Annotated in this window: 12 protein-coding genes and 2 pseudogenes; 6 read left to right on the plus strand and 8 right to left on the minus strand. The window is 60.4% G+C overall.

Features of this window, described 5'->3' with window-relative positions; all coding sequences use genetic code 11:
- Positions 1 to 36 precede the first annotated feature (36 nt).
- The 8 genes and pseudogenes from IPM89_08980 to IPM89_09015 all read right to left on the minus strand — a co-directional run bounded on the left by IPM89_08980 (position 37) and on the right by IPM89_09015 (position 8,141).
- Positions 37 to 675 (minus strand): annotated as a pseudogene (locus IPM89_08980) (ABC transporter substrate-binding protein).
- A gap of 23 nt (positions 676 to 698) precedes the next feature.
- A pseudogene (locus tag IPM89_08985) lies at positions 699 to 1,759 on the minus strand (IS630 family transposase).
- Between the two features lie 44 nt (positions 1,760 to 1,803).
- Positions 1,804 to 2,502: an ABC transporter substrate-binding protein gene (locus IPM89_08990; GenBank protein QQS53063.1), complete on the minus strand. Its 699-nt coding sequence runs from the start codon at positions 2,500 to 2,502 to the stop codon at positions 1,804 to 1,806.
- 42 nt (positions 2,503 to 2,544) lie between these two features.
- On the minus strand, positions 2,545 to 3,621 hold the full coding sequence (locus tag IPM89_08995; GenBank protein ID QQS53064.1) for a branched-chain amino acid ABC transporter permease: 1,077 nt from the start codon (positions 3,619 to 3,621) through the stop codon (positions 2,545 to 2,547).
- A gap of 11 nt (positions 3,622 to 3,632) precedes the next feature.
- Positions 3,633 to 4,547, minus strand: a complete 915-nt coding sequence (locus IPM89_09000; protein ID QQS53065.1) for a branched-chain amino acid ABC transporter permease — start codon at positions 4,545 to 4,547, stop codon at positions 3,633 to 3,635.
- 13 nt (positions 4,548 to 4,560) lie between these two features.
- Positions 4,561 to 5,343 (minus strand): ABC transporter ATP-binding protein, encoded by a 783-nt coding sequence (locus tag IPM89_09005; protein ID QQS53066.1) that lies wholly within the window; start codon positions 5,341 to 5,343, stop codon positions 4,561 to 4,563.
- A gap of 3 nt (positions 5,344 to 5,346) precedes the next feature.
- Positions 5,347 to 7,314, minus strand: coding sequence for an AMP-binding protein (locus IPM89_09010; GenBank protein QQS53067.1), 1,968 nt, complete (start codon positions 7,312 to 7,314; stop codon positions 5,347 to 5,349).
- A gap of 212 nt (positions 7,315 to 7,526) precedes the next feature.
- Positions 7,527 to 8,141 carry a TetR/AcrR family transcriptional regulator gene (locus IPM89_09015; protein ID QQS53068.1) on the minus strand — a complete coding sequence of 205 codons (615 nt, stop codon included), beginning with the start codon at positions 8,139 to 8,141 and terminating at the stop codon, positions 7,527 to 7,529.
- A gap of 193 nt (positions 8,142 to 8,334) precedes the next feature.
- Between IPM89_09015 and IPM89_09020 the strand changes: the two genes are divergently transcribed.
- The 6 genes from IPM89_09020 to IPM89_09045 are packed head-to-tail and all read left to right on the plus strand — an operon-like array spanning position 8,335 to position 16,903.
- The gene (locus IPM89_09020; protein ID QQS53069.1) at positions 8,335 to 9,507 is read left to right on the plus strand and encodes an isovaleryl-CoA dehydrogenase; all 1,173 of its coding nucleotides are present in this window, start codon (positions 8,335 to 8,337) and stop codon (positions 9,505 to 9,507) included.
- The gene (locus tag IPM89_09025; GenBank protein QQS53070.1) at positions 9,507 to 11,114 is read left to right on the plus strand and encodes a methylcrotonoyl-CoA carboxylase; all 1,608 of its coding nucleotides are present in this window, start codon (positions 9,507 to 9,509) and stop codon (positions 11,112 to 11,114) included. The genes IPM89_09020 and IPM89_09025 overlap by 1 nt, the downstream gene beginning before the upstream one ends.
- Positions 11,115 to 11,117: 3 nt before the next feature.
- Positions 11,118 to 11,936 (plus strand): enoyl-CoA hydratase/isomerase family protein, encoded by an 819-nt coding sequence (locus tag IPM89_09030; GenBank protein ID QQS53071.1) that lies wholly within the window; start codon positions 11,118 to 11,120, stop codon positions 11,934 to 11,936.
- A 4-nt stretch (positions 11,937 to 11,940) separates the two neighbouring features.
- Complete coding sequence (locus tag IPM89_09035) at positions 11,941 to 13,944, plus strand: acetyl/propionyl/methylcrotonyl-CoA carboxylase subunit alpha (protein QQS53072.1); 2,004 nt, start codon at positions 11,941 to 11,943, stop codon at positions 13,942 to 13,944.
- 20 nt (positions 13,945 to 13,964) lie between these two features.
- Complete coding sequence (locus IPM89_09040; protein QQS55857.1) at positions 13,965 to 14,888, plus strand: hydroxymethylglutaryl-CoA lyase; 924 nt, start codon at positions 13,965 to 13,967, stop codon at positions 14,886 to 14,888.
- 17 nt (positions 14,889 to 14,905) lie between these two features.
- Positions 14,906 to 16,903, plus strand: coding sequence for an acetoacetate--CoA ligase (locus IPM89_09045; GenBank protein ID QQS53073.1), 1,998 nt, complete (start codon positions 14,906 to 14,908; stop codon positions 16,901 to 16,903).
- Positions 16,904 to 17,103 lie beyond the last annotated feature (200 nt).

Here is a 17,103-nt window from a genome sequence, read left to right on the forward strand (position 1 = left end):
GATTGCGAAGGGGCGCTCGCAAGCGCCCCGGATGGATTATATTTCTTTTGCGCAGTCACGCGGCGTAATGCCCTTTTCCTTGGCATATTGCTGGGCGGACGCCTTGAACAGCGGATGGATCAGGGCCTTGTTGCCTTCGATCCAGTCGGAAACCACCACCCACTTCTCGCCGTCCCATTGCTGGATCTTCACCTTGCCCGAACCTTCGTGGTTGTCGCAGGAGGTCTTGATTTCCGGCAGCAGGTTGGTGGCGCCGATCTCCTTCAGACGGGCATCGGTGATATCCAGGTTTTCCAGGCCCCAACGCACTTGTTCGCCGGTCATGGCCTTGCCCTCGCCATATTTTTCCTGGGCCTTGCGCACGGCCTCGACCGACAGAACGGCGGCGGAAACACCCCGGTTGTACAGGATAGTGCCGATCTTGGACGTGTCTCCCAGGTTGCCCTGACCGGCGCCATAGACCACTTTTTCGATATCGGCGATGAGCGGCACGTCCTTGCCGGCCACGTTCCAGGTCGCGGACATATAGCCCTTGGCGGCGTCTCCGGCCGGCACGGTGTCCTCCTCGGAACCCGCCCACCAGGAACCGATCATCTTGTCCCGAGGGAAACCCACCTTCTGGGCGGCCTTGATGGCGGTCTGATTCATGACGCCCCAGCCCCAGAAAATGACGTAATACCGATTACTAATAGATTTTACTACTTTAGTGCGGATAAGATAAAATCAAAACTGGTCAAAGAAACCACTTCGCTTGGGAGAAGCGATTGAATGAGTTCATCCACTTTTTTACGTAGTTCATCTAGGGTTTTTAAATTGATCCAACACAATTGATCTTTCATTGATTGCCAAACACGCTCAATGGGGTTCACATCGGGACTGTAAGGCGGTTGGAATAATAAGACGACATTATCGGGGATTACGAGTTTTTTGGCAGAATGAAAGCGACCGTTATCCAATTGAATTACGTTGAGGCTGTGCGGATAAGTTTTAGAAAATTCATTCAAAAACCACTGAAAGCAATCAGCATCTAAATGGGAAAATTCTAAAAAGAAGTTTTCGCCACTCAGTGGCTCAATGGCACCATAGAGCCAAAATGATTGAAAGGTCCATTGAACTGGACCAACTGGCTTAATCCCCAGTGCGGTGATGACCCGCCGGGTGATCGTTTTTAATCCAAAGCGACTTTCATCTTGGCACCAATACCGTAAAGGCCGGACTGCTTCATTTTCAACTTGCTGAAGGATATCAATTAATTCAAGTTGTCGTGGAAGTTTTTTTTAAAAGAAACCACCGCCTCTTCATGGCGATGAACGCTCGTTGGCCGCGCCACTTTAAGTTTTGCTTTGAGTTGATAACGAACGACTTGATGCACTGTTGAATAAGGAATATCGACCTCGTATTCCTGGAGAAGCCACTGCTGGATTTGTCCGTAACTATGAAATCCATGAGTCGGATCGTCCAGACGGCGCTGGAGTGCCTCTCTCATAGCTTCGGTAATTCTCGAACGACGGCCGCCATGATAATTCCACTGCAACAGCCCGATTAAGCCTTGGGTACGATATACTTTGAGCCACTTGACAATGACGGATTTCGATCGCCCTAAATGATCGGCTAACTCTTGTAAAGAATGAAAAATCTCACTTTTAATCCAATATAGAATTTGTAATCGCTCTCGAAACTTGGCGTGAGTTTGTTCATTCATTATGCGCTTTAGTTCTTCGGAGGATTCGTGGATTTCGACTTGTAATGAGCGGCTCATGACTGGATCAATAAAAGTAGGTTAAATGAGTATGATAACAAAATCTAATCGTAAATGGTATAATCCGGTTTTTCCTGGCGGATCTTCAGCCACTGCGCGCCTTGTTCGTTGCCTGGATGCGCCACCGGAATCACCGTCAACTCAAACTTGTTCAGCTTGGCCTCCTCTTGCAGGGCGACGATGGGTTCCTTGCCATAGGCGGAGTCGTGGTAGAGAAAAACGATCTTCTTGCCCTCCAGGCTGCCTTTTTCCTTTTCCTTGATGAAGCGGATGATGGCCGAAGCCTGCATCTGGTAGGTCGTGACCAGCGGGAAGGCATAGGGGAACACCGAACCGTCCACCGCGTCGGTGCGGCCATAACCCACCATGGCCATGGGAATCTGGTCGGCCACCGTTTTGTCGATCAGGGCATAGGAAATACCGGTGGACATCGGGTGGATCGGGCCGGTGGATATCTTGGCTTTGTCCTTCATGCGCTCGTAACACTCGATACCCTTGGCATTGTTATATTCGGTTTCGCACTCTTCCCAGACGATTTTGACGCCGTTGATGCCATGTTCCTTGAGATTGACGTAGCTGAGATAATCGACGAAACCGCCAAAGAACGACTGGCCATTCGCGCCGTAGGGGCCAATACGATATGACACGATGGGAAAAAACTGCTCTTCGGCGGCGAACGCGCCTGATGACAACAGGGCGATGGAAGCGACGATAGTGAGCGCGGACTTGCGATACTTGGACATGATGCTGTCTTCTCCAATGTGGTTTTATTTGAAAAACACCCTCTAGTGGGGGAATGGCCACAGACGCAATTTCTCCTTGGTGATTTGCCACAAGCGGGCCAGGCCATGTGGCTCGACGATCAGGAAAAACATGATCAGCGCCCCGAACAGCAGAACCTGGATATGCGAGACCGTTGCGTTGGAGAAGGGCAGACCGAGCAGGCCGGCCACCCAGGGCAGGGCAATATCGAGGAAAATCGGCAGCAACAGAATAAAGGCGGCGCCGAGGAAGCTGCCCAGGATCGAGCCGACTCCGCCGATGATGATCATGAACAGAATGCGGAACGACATATCCAGCGAAAAACCGTCCGGTTCCACCGATCCCAGATAGCAGAAGGCGTAGAGCGCGCCCGCCACCCCGCAGTAGAACGAACTGACGGCAAAAGCCAGCAGCTTGGTCGGCATCAGGCGGATGCCGATGACCGAAGCGGCCACGTCCATATCGCGCACCGCCATCCAGGCCCGGCCAGTGGACGAGCGCGCCATATTCTTGGCCGCCAGCGCCATGACCACCACAATGCTCAACACCAGGAGATATTTCTCCCGGGGCGAGGTGAATTCATGATCGAAAATGATGAGCTTCTGGGCGGAAATCACGCCAGATGAGGAGTGGTTCGAGAACCACGGAAACTTGGTCAAACACCAGACGATGAAAAACTGCGCCGCCAGTGTCGCCACCGCCAGATAAAACCCCTTGATCCACAAACTCGGCAATCCGAACAGGATGCCGACCCCGGCCGCCGTCAGTCCGGCGCAAACGAAGCTTGCCAAAATCGGGATGCCGTCGATCCGTAGCTGGAAGTTGTAGGCGGCGTAGGCTCCGACCGCCATGAAAGCCGCCGAGCCCAGGGACAATTGGCCAGCGTAGCCCGTCAGGATATTCAAACCCAGGGCCGCCAGCGAAAAAATCAGGAAAGGGATGAGAATGGCCGAGAACCAGTATTCGCTGGCGACTCCCGGAATGACCAGAAAAACCACCGCCAGCAGGATCAGGATGCCCATGCGATCCTGACGGATGGGAAACAGCTGCTGATCGGCGGCATAACTGGTTTTGAATTGGCCGGCTTCGCGGTAAAGCATGGGCTTGCTCCTTATACCCGGTCGATGTGCTTCTCGCCGAAGAGACCTTCGGGGCGAACCAGCAGGAAAAGCAAGGCGAGCACGTAGGGGAACCAGCCTTCGATGCCCCCGAAATTGCCACCGAACATCGATTGCATGACCGGCGGCAGGTAAATCTCCGCCAGTTTTTCCGAAGCGCCGATGATCAGGCCACCGACGATGGCGCCCGGTACCGAGGTGAAGCCACCGATGATCAATACCGGCAGTGCCTTGAGCGCGGTAAAGGTCAGCGCGAACTGCACGCCATTGCGGGCGCCCCACATCAGGCCGGCGACCAGGGCGACGAAACCGGCGATACCCCAGACGATGGCCCAGATATGTTGTAACGGGATGCCGATGGACAGCGCCGCCTGATGATCGTCGGCCACCGCCCGCAGGGCCCGGCCAATTCGGGTGTACTGGAAAAACAGCGCCAGCGTCGTCACCAGCAAGGCCGCCACCCCGGCCGCGACCAGGTCGAACTTGGAAATCACCATGTCCCACGAATCGAGAATGGCCGCGATCGGCTCATCGACGATGCCGAGATCCAGGGCGCGCGGCTGGCTGCCAAACACGATCGGCGCCAAGCCTTCGATGAAGAACGCCAGACCGATGGTTGCCATGAACAGGGTGATGGGGGGTTGATTCACCAACTTGCGCAAGACGAATTTTTCGGTGGCGATACCGAACAGCGTCATGATGACGAAGGCGAGGACGATTGCCAGCCACAACGGCGCGCCCTGCTCCATGCAGCCCACCACCGACAGCGCCGCGAGATACACCATCGCCCCCTGCGCGAAGTTGAAGACACCGGACGCCTTGTAGACCAGCACGAAGCCCAAAGCCACCAGCGCATACATCACCCCAGAGAGCAGACCATTGATCAGGACTTCCAGAAAAAATTGCATGGTCCCAACCTCCTCAGTGACTCACGCCCAGATAGGCGGCGATCACGTCTTCGTTGTTTTTCACGTCGTCCGGCAGACCGTCGCCGATCTTCTTGCCGTAATCGAGCACCACCACGCGGTCGGAAATATCCATCACCACCCCCATGTCATGCTCGATCAGGACGATGGTGGTGCCAAACTGATCGTTGACATCGAGAATGAAGCGGCACATGTCCTGCTTTTCCTCGACGTTCATGCCCGCCATCGGCTCGTCCAGCAGCAGCATGGATGGCTCGGCCGCCAGCGCCCGGCCCAATTCCACCCGCTTTTGCAAGCCGTAGGGCAGACGACCCACCGGAGTTTTGCGGATATGCTGGATTTCGAGGAAGTCGATGACTTCCTCCACTTTTTTTCGGTGTGCCAGTTCTTCCCGTTTGGCCCGACCCCACCAGAGGGCATGTTCGATGAAGCTGGCTTTCATCCGGGTGATGCGCCCGGTCATGATATTGTCAAGCACGCTCATGCCCTTGAATAACGCGATGTTCTGGAAGGTACGGGCGATGCCCTGGGTCGCCGCCCGATGCGGCTCCATCTTCTTGCGCTCCCGGCCATGGAAGATGATGACGCCTTCCTGGGGGTGATAGACCCCGTTGATGACGTTGAGCATGGAGCTCTTGCCCGCTCCGTTGGGGCCGATAATGGCGCGGATTTCGTGCTCGCGGATATCGAAGGAAATGTCGGTCAGGGCCTGGACTCCGCCGAAGCGCAGCGAAATATTCCTCAGGTCGAGAATGACCTCGCCGATTTTTTTGCTCATGGTCTACGCCGCCTGCTTGGCCACGGGGAAGGTCCTGGCGTCGATGATCCTGAGATCGGCCGACACCTTGCCGCGTCGGCCATCCTCGAACTTGAGCTCGGTTTCGATGAATTGCGTGGCTTGACCACCGTACAGAGCGTCGATCAGCACCTGGTATTTCTTCGCGACAAAGTTGCGCCGCACCTTGCGGGTTCGGGTCAGCTCGTCATCATCGGGATCGAGTTCCTTGTGCAGGATGAGGAAGCGATGAATCTGCGAATCGGCCACCATGGCATCGTGGGCCAGGGTGGCGTTGACCTCCTCGACGCAAGTCTTGATCAGTTCATGGACCGGCGGCTTGCCGGTCAGGTCGGTGTAGCCGGAATAGGCGATGCCGCGCCGCTCGGCCCAGTTGCCGACCGCCCCCACGTCGATGTTGATGAACGCGCAAACCTGGTCCCGTTCGTGACCGAAACAAACCACTTCCTTGATGTACTGAAAGAACTTGAGTTTGTTTTCGATGTAGTTCGGGGCGAACATGGCGCCGTTGGCCAGCTTACCGACATCCTTGGCGCGGTCGATGATGTTCAAATGGCCATCGGTGTCGATGAAACCGGCGTCACCGGTCATGAAGTAACCATCGGCATTGATCGACTCGGCGGTGGCGTCAGGCCGCTGGTAATAGCCCTTGAGCAGCATGGGACCTTTCACCAGCACCTCGCCGTTGTCGGCGATCCTGATCTCCACTCCCGGTGCCGGAGCACCCACGCTACTGGGCTTGACCTGACCGTCCGGTTGCAGACAAACGTAGGCGCAGGTTTCAGTCTGGCCATAAAGCTGCTTGAGGTTGATGCCGATGGAGCGGTAGAAGCTGAAGAGTTCCGGCCCGATGGCGGCCCCGGCGGTGTAAGCGACGCGGATGCGACTCAGGCCCAGGACATTGCGCAGCGGGCCGTAAACCAGCAGGGCTCCCAAGCCGTAAAGCAACCGGTCGCCGAAACCGACGGGTTTACCGTCGAGGATGGCGCTACCGCAACGTTTCGCCACGCCCAGGAAATAGTGGAACAACACCCGCTTGATGACGCCGGCATCTTCCATGCGGATCATGACGGAAGTCAGCAGGCTTTCGAATACCCGGGGCGGCGCAAAGTAATAGGTCGGACCGATTTCGCGCAGATCGCTCATCACCGTGTCGCCGGATTCGGGGCAGTTGATGGTAAAGCCCACCACCAGCGCCTGGGCAAAAGAGAACAGATGGTCGCCGACCCAGGCCATGGGCAGGTAGGACAGAATGTCGCCAGTGGCTTCCAATTGGTCGATCTGCCTGCCGCCCTGGGCGGAAGCGATGAAAGCGGCATGCGTCTGGCAAACACCCTTGGGCAAGCCGGTGGTGCCGGAGGTATAGAGCATGACCGAGACATCGTCGGTCCGTCCTTGGGCCACTTCGGCGTCGAGAAAACCCGGATGGTTGCGGTTATGAATCCGCCCCATCTCCATCAAGGCATGGATGTCGTGGAGGAAAGGCTGATTGTAATGACGCATTCCCCGTGGGTCGTCATAGACAATATGTCCGAGTAGGGGAACCTGATCCCTGACGTCCAGCAGCTTGTCCACCTGCTCCTGATCCTCGACCGCGGCAAAGCGGATGGCCGCATCCTTGAGGACGAACAGCATTTCATCCGCCACCGCATCCTGATAGAACGGCACCGGAACGCCGCCGAGGCATTGGGCGGCGCTCATCATCATATAGAGATGGGGCCGGTTGTCGCCGATGATGGCCAGGTTGTCGCCACGCTTGAAACCGAGGGCCGCCAGGCCACTGGCCAGGGCGCGCACCCGTTCGGCGACATCGGACCAAGTCCAGGTCTGCCAGATACCGAGATCTTTCTCACGGATCGCCGGCGCGTCGCCCCGCGTTTGGGCATGATGGAAAAGCAGACGCGGAAAGGTCCCTAACCCCTCCGGTGTCCCGGTAGGCGCTCCAAAAGACATCGCTCTCCTCCAACCGATTTCCGACTTTCAGGAGTCGGGCTCGGTCATAATAATGATTCTCGTTATTTACTTTATTGTTGTTTTAGTTAGCCGGCGCGACGAGAAAAAATCAGCCACTCCGACGTTAAAATTTAAATAAGCTTAGCCTACATAAAGCGGAAGCGCAGGAAGCCCATTAGCTTCGTTCCATCATCATTGCAAGTTTGCCTCTCCTATTTCGCAATACCGCCGACCGCTCGCAAGCAGAAATTCCGAATGGATTCGACCAGGCGTTCCTTGTCGCGAGTATTTCTCGTCGTCGGTCCAATGGGACCCACCAGCGCTTCGGTAAAAGCGCCCACGATACAAGCCGCGCTCGCCTCGGGGTCCTGATCGGGTAATTCGCCTTTCTCGATGCCATCGATCAGGATGGCTTTAAACACATCGCCAAAATTTTTCCGGTATCGGATACGTGCCGTGTCAACTTCGGGATCGACGGGCTCGGCGATAAAGGCGTAAGCCAGATTAGGCCCGGTCAAAGCGCGGCGGACGAAACAGGTCACCGCGCTCCCCAATCGTTCGCCAGCCGACCCGGAACCCATGGCGATTACGGTCAGGATGTCGATTTCCTGCCCCACCGCGGCACCCAGGACTTCCACGAACAGTTCGGCCTTGGATGGGAAATAGCGATAGATCATTCCCGTGGAAACGCCGGCGACCGCCGCGACCGCCGCGATCTGGGCTTCCCGAAATCCTCCTTCGGAAACCAGTTTCCGCGTTGCCACGAGGATCCGATCCCGATTATTGGCAAGTCTTTCCTCCATCAAGGGCGAGCGTCGGTAAGCCATAAGATGATTCTAACCTCATTTTATGAATTTGAATTCATTTTTTTGAAAAAGGGAAGTACCATACCCTGGAGAGCGCTAAATTTTTATGGCCGCGACCGCGAAAGGAAGGCTTGGGAGCCTGAGTCGCCCACCGAAAACCAGGTACTGAGGGCGCAACAACGCCAGCGGGTCTTGAAAGCAATCAGGAGACGATATGTCATTCCATGGCCTGAATTTCAATCTGGGCGAGACCATCGACATGCTGCGAGATACGGTGAGCGCCTTCGCCAATAAGGAAATCGCTCCCCGAGCCGCCCAAATCGATCGAGACAATCGGTTTCCCGCCGATTTGTGGACGAAATTCGGCGACCTGGGATTGATCGGCATCACCGTCGATGAGCAATACGGCGGTGTCAATATGGGCTACCTCGCCCACATCGTCGTCATGGAAGAACTCTCTCGGGCATCCGCCGCCGTTGGGTTGTCCTACGGCGCTCACTCCAACCTGTGCGTGAATCAGATTCACCGCAACGGCAGCGCTGAACAGAAAGCCCGCTATCTACCTCAGCTCATTGCCGGTGAACACATCGGAGCACTGGCCATGTCCGAAGCCAACGCCGGTTCCGACGTGGTGAGCATGAAACTGCGCGCCGACAAGAAAGGCGACCGCTACGTCCTGAACGGCGGCAAGATGTGGATCACCAACGGCGGCGACGCCGATACCCTGGTGATCTACGCCAAGACCGACACCAGCGCCGGTCCTCGCGGCATCACCGCTTTTATCGTGGAAAAGAGGTTCGCGGGGCTCAGCCACGGCACGCACCTGGACAAGCTGGGCATGCGCGGCTCCAACACCTATCCGCTGTTCTTCGACGATTGCGAGGTTCCCGAGGAAAACGTGCTGGGCGGCGTGGGTAACGGCGTCAAGGTGCTGATGTCCGGCCTCGACTACGAACGCGCCGTGCTGGCCGGCGGACCGCTGGGCATCATGGCCGCCTGCATGGACGTGGTGGTTCCCTACTTCCACGACCGCCAGCAATTCGGCGCGCCCATCGGCGAATTCCAGCTCATGCAGGGCAAACTGGCCGATCTGTACACGACCTGGCAAGCCTGCCGTGCCTACGTCTACGCCGTGGGTCAGTCCTGCGACCGGGCCGACCATGCCCGTATCCTGCGCAAGGACGCCGCCGGCGCCATTCTCTACGCCTCGGAAAAGGCCACCTGGATGGCCGGAGAGGCGATTCAGGCCCTCGGCGGCAACGGCTACATCAACGAATACCCCGTCGGTCGCCTGTGGCGGGACGCCAAGCTCTACGAAATCGGTGCCGGTACCTCGGAGATCCGCCGGATGCTTATCGGCCGGGAACTGTTCGCCGAGAGTGCCTGATGAGCGTCATCAAATCCCGAATTAATCCTCGCTCGGCCGAGTTCCAGGCCAACGCGGCCGCCATGCGGACCCTGGTCGCCGATTTGCGCGACAAGGTCGCGGAAGTCGCGTTGGGTGGCAGCGAAGCGGCCCGCCAGAAACACGTCGCCCGCGGTAAGCTGCTACCGCGAGAGCGGGTGAATCACTTGCTCGATCCCGGCACGCCCTTTCTCGAAATCGGCCAACTGGCGGCTTACGGCCTCTATGACAACGAAGCGCCGGCGGCGGGCATGATTACCGGCATTGGCCGGGTACAGGGCAGTGAATGCATGATCGTGGCCAACGACGCCACGGTGAAGGGCGGCACCTATTATCCGCTGACCGTGAAAAAACACCTGCGCGCCCAGGAAATCGCCGAGCAGAACCACCTGCCCTGCATCTATCTGGTGGACTCGGGCGGCGCGTTTCTACCGAAACAGGATGAGGTCTTTCCCGACCGGGACCACTTCGGCCGCATTTTCTACAACCAGGCCAACATGTCCGCCCAGGGCATCCCGCAGATCGCCGTGGTCATGGGTTCCTGCACCGCCGGCGGCGCTTACGTGCCGGCCATGTCCGACGAGACGGTCATCGTCCGGAACCAGGGCACCATCTTCCTGGGCGGGCCGCCGCTGGTGAAAGCCGCCACCGGCGAGATCGTGACGACCGAAGATCTGGGCGGCGGCGACGTGCATACCCGCATCTCCGGGGTCGCCGACCACCTGGCCGAAAACGACGTGCATGCGCTCTACATCGCCCGGCGGATTCTCGCCAACCTGAATCGGATCAAACCGGTGAGCCTGGCGTTGGGAAGCGGCGAGGCGCCAATTTACGATCCGGAGGAAATCTACGGCATCCCGCCGACCGATACCCGCAAGCCTTATGACGTGCGGGAAATCATCGCTCGCCTGGTGGACGGATCGCGCTTCGACGAATTCAAGACCCGTTACGGCACCACGCTGATCACCGGCTTCGCGCAGCTTTGCGGCTATCCGGTGGGCATCGTCGCCAACAACGGCATCCTGTTCGGGGAATCCGCCCAGAAAGGCGCGCATTTCATCGAACTGTGCGGACAACGCGGCACTCCGCTGCTGTTTCTGCAAAACATCACCGGTTTCATGGTGGGTCGCAAGTATGAAAACGGCGGCATCGCCAAGGATGGCGCCAAGATGGTCACCGCCGTCTCCACCGTGCGGGTCCCCAAGCTCACCGTGCTGATCGGCGGCAGTTTCGGGGCCGGCAACTACGGCATGTGCGGACGCGCCTACTCCCCCCGCTTCCTGTGGATGTGGCCGAACAGCCGGATTTCGGTGATGGGCGGCGAACAGGCGGCCAGCGTATTGGCCACCGTGCGCCGGGACGGCATCGAGGCCGGCGGCGGCGCCTGGAGCCAAGAGGAAGAGGACGCATTCAAGACCCCGATCCGCGACCGGTACGAAGAGCAGGGCCATCCCTACTATGCCACGGCCCGGTTGTGGGACGACGGCGTGGTGGACCCCGCCCAGACCCGACGCATCCTCGGGCTGTCGCTGTCGGTGGCCCTCAATGCGCCCATTCCACCGACCCGCTTCGGCGTTTTCAGAATGTGATGTATGGTCACCACGCTTGAAATCCAATACGACGGAGCAGTCGCCACCCTGTGGATGAACCGCCCCGAACTTCACAACGCCTTCAATCCCCAACTGATCGCCGACCTCAGCGCCGCCTGCCGCGCCCTCGACGCCGACCATGCGGTGCGGGTGGTGATTCTGGCCGGTCGCGGCAAAAGCTTCTCCGCCGGCGCCGATCTGAACTGGATGAAAGCGGCCGCTCAGATGTCGGTCGAGGAAAACCTCGAAGACGCCCGGCGGCTGGCGGCCATGCTGCGCACCCTGGCCGAACTGCGCAAGCCGACCATCGCCCGGGTGCATGGCGCGGCTCTCGGCGGTGGCTTGGGATTGGCGGCGGCCTGCGATCTGTGCGTGGCCGCGACCGGCGCGGTGTTCGCGACCTCGGAGGTTCGCTTTGGGATCATTCCCGCCACCATCGCCCCCTACGTGATCCGCGCCATTGGCCAGCGCCAGGCATCTCGCTATTTCCAGACGGCGGAACGCATCGCCGCCCAGCGCGCCCTGGAGATCGGCCTGGTTCATGAGGTGGCGATGCCGGAAGAGCTGGACGCCAGGGTCCGGCAGTTGGCCGACGCCTTGCTCCAGGGCGGCCCCCAGGCCCAGGCCGAAGCGAAAGACCTGATTCGAGTCGTGGCCGGGCAATCGATGAGCGACGCACTGATGGAAGACACCGCCCGCCGCATCGCCGCCCGGCGCGCCACGCCGGAAGCCCGGGAAGGACTCGCCGCGTTTTTGGAAAAACGGTCGCCGGCCTGGATCGACGCCATCGCCGGGGTTTCACTCAACCGGACGGAGAGCTAGGCCGATGTTCCAGAAAATCCTGATCGCCAACCGGGGTGAAATCGCCTGCCGCGTCATCAAGACCGCCCACCGTCTGGGGATTGGCACGGTGGCGGTGTATTCCGAAGTAGACGCGAACGCCCGGCATGTGCGGCTGGCCAATGAAGCGGTGCTGATCGGCCCGGCGGTGGCCCGTAACAGCTACCTCGCGATGGACAAGATCATCGCCGCCGCCCGGCAAACCGGCGCGCAAGCCATTCATCCGGGCAGCGGCTTTCTGTCGGAAAACCCGGAGTTCGCCGCCGCCTGCGCCGCCGCCGATCTGGTCTTCATCGGTCCGCCGGTCGAGGCGATCCGTGCGATGGGTTCCAAGAGCATCGCCAAGGCGCTGATGACACAAGCCGGCATCCCTCTCACGCCGGGCTATCACGGGGACATCCAGGAGCCGGCCTTTCTGCGCGAGCAGGCGAACCGGATCGGTTATCCGGTGCTGATCAAAGCCAGCGTCGGCGGTGGTGGCAAAGGCATGAGGCGGGTGGAAAAATCCGGGGACTTCGCGGCGGCGCTCGCGTCCTGCCAGCGAGAAGCCGCTTCCGCTTTCGGCGACGAGCGGGTGCTCGTCGAAAAATACCTGTCGCACCCACGCCACATCGAGATCCAGGTGTTCGGCGACGTCCACGGCGGCATCGTCTATCTGTTCGAGCGGGATTGCTCGGTGCAACGCCGTCATCAGAAGGTGCTCGAAGAAGCGCCCGCGCCCGGGATGACGCCCGAGCGCCGCGCCGCGATGGGCCAAGCGGCGGTGGCGGCGGCGAAGCGCGTTGGCTACGTCGGCGCCGGCACGGTGGAATTCATCGTCAGCCCGGATGGCGCTTTTTACTTCATGGAGATGAACACGCGGCTCCAGGTCGAGCATCCCGTCACCGAAATGATTAGCGGCCTGGATCTGGTGGAGTGGCAACTGCGTGTGGCCTGCGGCGAGCCGCTGCCACTGACTCAGGAGCAGATCCAGATCCACGGACACGCGCTGGAAGCCCGGATTTACGCCGAAGATCCCGCCAAGGAATTTCTGCCCTCCACCGGCAAACTGGTGCATCTCGCGCCACCGGAAGAAAACCTGCACGTTCGGGTCGATACCGGGGTCGAGGAAGGCGACGAGATCGGCCCGTTCTACGATCCGATGATCGCCAAGCTCATCGTGTGGGACACGAGCCGGGAACAGGCGCTGGCCCGTATGCTGCGAGCGCTGGCCCAATACCGCATCGTGGGCGTCGCCAACAACGTCGATTTCCTGTCGCGTCTGGTGGCTTCCCCCGCCTTTGCCCGGGCCGACCTCGATACCGATTTGATCGAGCGCGAGCGGGAATTCCTGTTTACCACCGGTTCGCCCATTCCCCGCGATGTTTTTCTGGTTGCCGCGCTCGCCACCCTGTTGCGCGAGGAAGCACGAGCGGCCAGGGAGGCGTCGGCGCACGCTGACCCGCTCTCGCCCTGGCACCGGCGCGATGGCTGGCGGCTCAATTCCCGCGCCGAACGCCGTCTGCTGTTCCGCGCGGGCGAGTTGGAGAAAACCGTGGGCGTGCGCTATGCCGAGCAGGGCTACGCGCTGGACATCGACGGTCAGGAAACGCGGGTTCGGGGCGAACTCAGGCCAAACGACAGCCTGTGGGCGGAGCTGGGCGGTTCGCGGACCAACGCCACGGTGGTGGTCGCCGGGGAGAAGCGGCATGTCTTTCTCCATGGCCGCGCCTGGCATTTGGCGCGAATCGATCCCCTGTATTACGGCGGTGAAGGCGGCGGCCCGGAGGGTGGCTTGCTGGCCCCCATGCCGGGCAATGTGATCGCGTTGCTCGCGACGGTGGGCGCGACGGTGGAAAAAGGCACTCCACTGCTGATTCTGGAGGCCATGAAGATGGAGCACACCCTCACGGCGCCGGCCAGAGGGACGGTGAGGTCCTTCCATTTCGCGGTCGGCGACCCGGTGAGCGATGGCGCCGAACTGGTGGAGTTCGAAGTCGAGAAGGTGTGAAGTTCATGAGCCTGAAATCGATGCAGTTGCCTGATACGGTCAAAATCGTCGAAGTGGGTCCGCGCGACGGCTTGCAAAACGAGCCAACGGCAATCGCCACCGCGACCAAGGTGGAGTTGATCGCCCGGCTGGGGCGGGCTGGATTACAGGCCATCGAGGCAAGCTCCTTCGTTTCGCCGAAGTGGGTGCCGCAAATGGCCGATAACGCGGCGGTCATGCGTGCCATCGAGCGCCTGCCCGGTGTGGCGTACCCGGTGCTGACGCCCAACCTGAAAGGTCTTGAGGCGGCTCTGGCGGTGGGGGCGCGGGAAGTCGCCGTGTTCGGCGCGGCTTCCGAATCCTTCTCGCAAAAAAACATTCATTGTTCCATTGCCGAATCGTTGAGGCGTTTCGAGCCGGTCATGGCGACGGCGCGGCAAGCCGGCGTCCGGGTGCGGGGTTACGTGTCCTGCGTGCTCGGTTGCCCCTACGAAGGGCATGTCAAGCCGGTAGCGGTCGCCCAGGTGGCCGCCGCCCTGTTCGACATGGGCTGCCACGAAATCAGTTTGGGCGACACCATCGGCGTGGGGACGCCGGAAGCCGCCAAACGCCTGATCGAGGCGGTGAATGCCCGCGTGCCTCTCGACCGCATCGCCGGTCATTATCACGATACCCATGGCATGGCGATTGCGAATATTTACGCCTCGCTCCAATGTGGCGTGACGGTGTTCGACGCCTCGGTGGCCGGGCTGGGCGGATGCCCCTACGCACCGGGCGCTTCCGGCAACGTCGCCACCGAGGATGTGGTGTATCTGCTGAACGGGCTGGGGATCGCGACCGGCATCGATCTCGACGCCCTGATCGATTGTTCGGCCTGGATCAGCGCGGCGCTGGGACGTCCGCCGGCGTCGAAAGTCGCACGGGCGAGCATCGGCCGGACATCCCCGGCCACCGAACCCTCCTGACCGATGGAGAGAGACCGATGAACGATCGCGCGCATGACGATGGCGCCGTGCCGACCTTCGATCGGCCACTGTGGACACCCGATCCGGCGCGCGCCGCCGCCACCCGCATGGCCGCCTTTACCGCCTATGCCCGACCGCTTTCCGGGATGGCGCTGGCGTCGTATGCGGATTTGCACGCCTGGTCGATCGACGCGCCCGAGCAATTCTGGCCGGCGGTCTGGGAGTTCTGCGGCATGCGCGGCGCGCGCGGGGAGCGGGTTCTGGTCGATCCGCACCGGATGCCCGGCGCCCGCTGGTTTCCGGACGCCCGGCTCAATTTTGCCGAGAACCTGTTGCGGGACTGTGGCAACCCCGAAGCCTTGGTGTTCTGGGGCGAAGACCGGGTCAAGCGCCGGCTGTCGCGGGCCGAATTGCGCCGACAGGTCGCTCAATTCGCGGCGGCGCTGAAGGACACGGGCGTTGGTGCCGGCGACCGGGTCGCCGCCTATCTGCCCAACCTGCCCGAAACGATCATCGCCATGCTCGCCACCACCAGCATCGGCGCGGTCTTCACCAGCGCCTCGCCGGATTTCGGCGTCCAGGGCGTCCTCGACCGCTTCGGCCAGACCGAACCGAAGGTGCTGATCGCCTGCAATGGCTACTGGTACAACGGCAAGGCGATCGACATGCGGGCCAGGCTGGCCGAACTGATACCCCGATTGCCCAGCGTCCAGCGCTTGATCCTGGTTCCCTACCTGGACGACGACGCGGACGTACTGGCGGCAAATCTGCCCAAGGGTATTTCGTGGACCCGCTTTATCGCGCCCCACGCGGCGGCGACCGCCATCGAGTTTGCGCCGCTACCTTTCGAGCATCCGCTCTACATCCTGTATTCATCGGGGACGACCGGCATCCCCAAATGCATCGTTCACGGCGCGGGCGGAACCTTGTTGCAGCATCTCAAGGAACATCAGTTGCATAGCGACCTGCGGGAGGGGGACCGCTTTTTTTACTTCACCACCTGCGGCTGGATGATGTGGAACTGGCTGGTGTCCGGTCTGGCCTCGGGCGCAACGCTGCTGCTGTACGACGGCAGCCCCTTCGGCGCTCGTGGCCGGATTCTCTGGGATTACGCGCAAACCGAGCGCATGACCCACTTCGGCACCTCGGCCAAGTATCTCGACGCCCTGACCAAGATCGGCCTCAAGCCCCGACGGGATTACGATCTAAGTCCTCTGCGCGCCATCCTGTCGACCGGCAGCCCGCTGGTTCCCGAACGCTTCGATTCGGTCTATGCGGAGATCAAGCCGGACGTGCAGTTGGCCTCCATCTCCGGTGGCACCGACATCGTCTCCTGCTTCGTGCTGGGCAATCCCACGCTGCCAGTCTGGCGCGGCGAAATTCAATGCAAGGGGCTGGGGCTGGCGGTCGAGGTGTGGAACGACCGGGGCCAATCCATCCGGGAACAGAAAGGCGAATTGGTCTGCACCCGCCCGTTTCCCTGCATGCCCATCGCTTTCTGGAACGACCCCCATGGAAAAAAGTATCAGGCGGCCTATTTCGAACAGTTCCCCGGCGTTTGGCGTCACGGCGATTTCTGCGAAATCACCCGACACGACGGGCTGATCATCCACGGTCGCTCGGACGCCACGCTCAATCCGGGCGGCGTGCGCATCGGCACCACCGAGATTTACCGTCAGGTCGAAAAACTGCCCGAGGTGGTCGAAGCGCTGGTCATCGGACAGGACTGGGAGGCGGATGTCCGGCTGGTGCTGTTCGTGAAACTCCAGGAGGGCGTCGATCTCGACCACGCACTGATCGCCCGAATCAAACGGACGATTCGCGAGGGTGCCACGCCGCGCCACGTCCCCGCCAAGGTGCTGCAAGTGGCCGACATCCCCCGCACCAAGAGCGGCAAGATCGTCGAGCTGGCCGTCCGTCATGTGGTGCATGGCCAGCCGGTCAAGAACCTCGAAGCGCTGGCCAATCCGGAAGCGCTCGCGTTATTCGCCGACCGGAGCGAACTCCGGGAGTAATACTCATTCTGAATAGGTTTTCGTCATTCCCGTCCTGGCGAACGCGGGGAATGCGGGAATCCAGGCCGCCGCCGAAAAACGGGATACCCGCTTTCGCGGGTATGACGAACCGGGTGGCTTTTGGCCTCCGAAAAGCACAAAACCTATCGGGAAACGGTATAAGCACCTTCCTCCGGGTCCGCGTCATCCCGTCGTCGGAG

It is taken from the genome of Candidatus Competibacteraceae bacterium, assembly GCA_016699715.1.
Taxonomy (GTDB): domain Bacteria; phylum Pseudomonadota; class Gammaproteobacteria; order Competibacterales; family Competibacteraceae; genus Competibacter.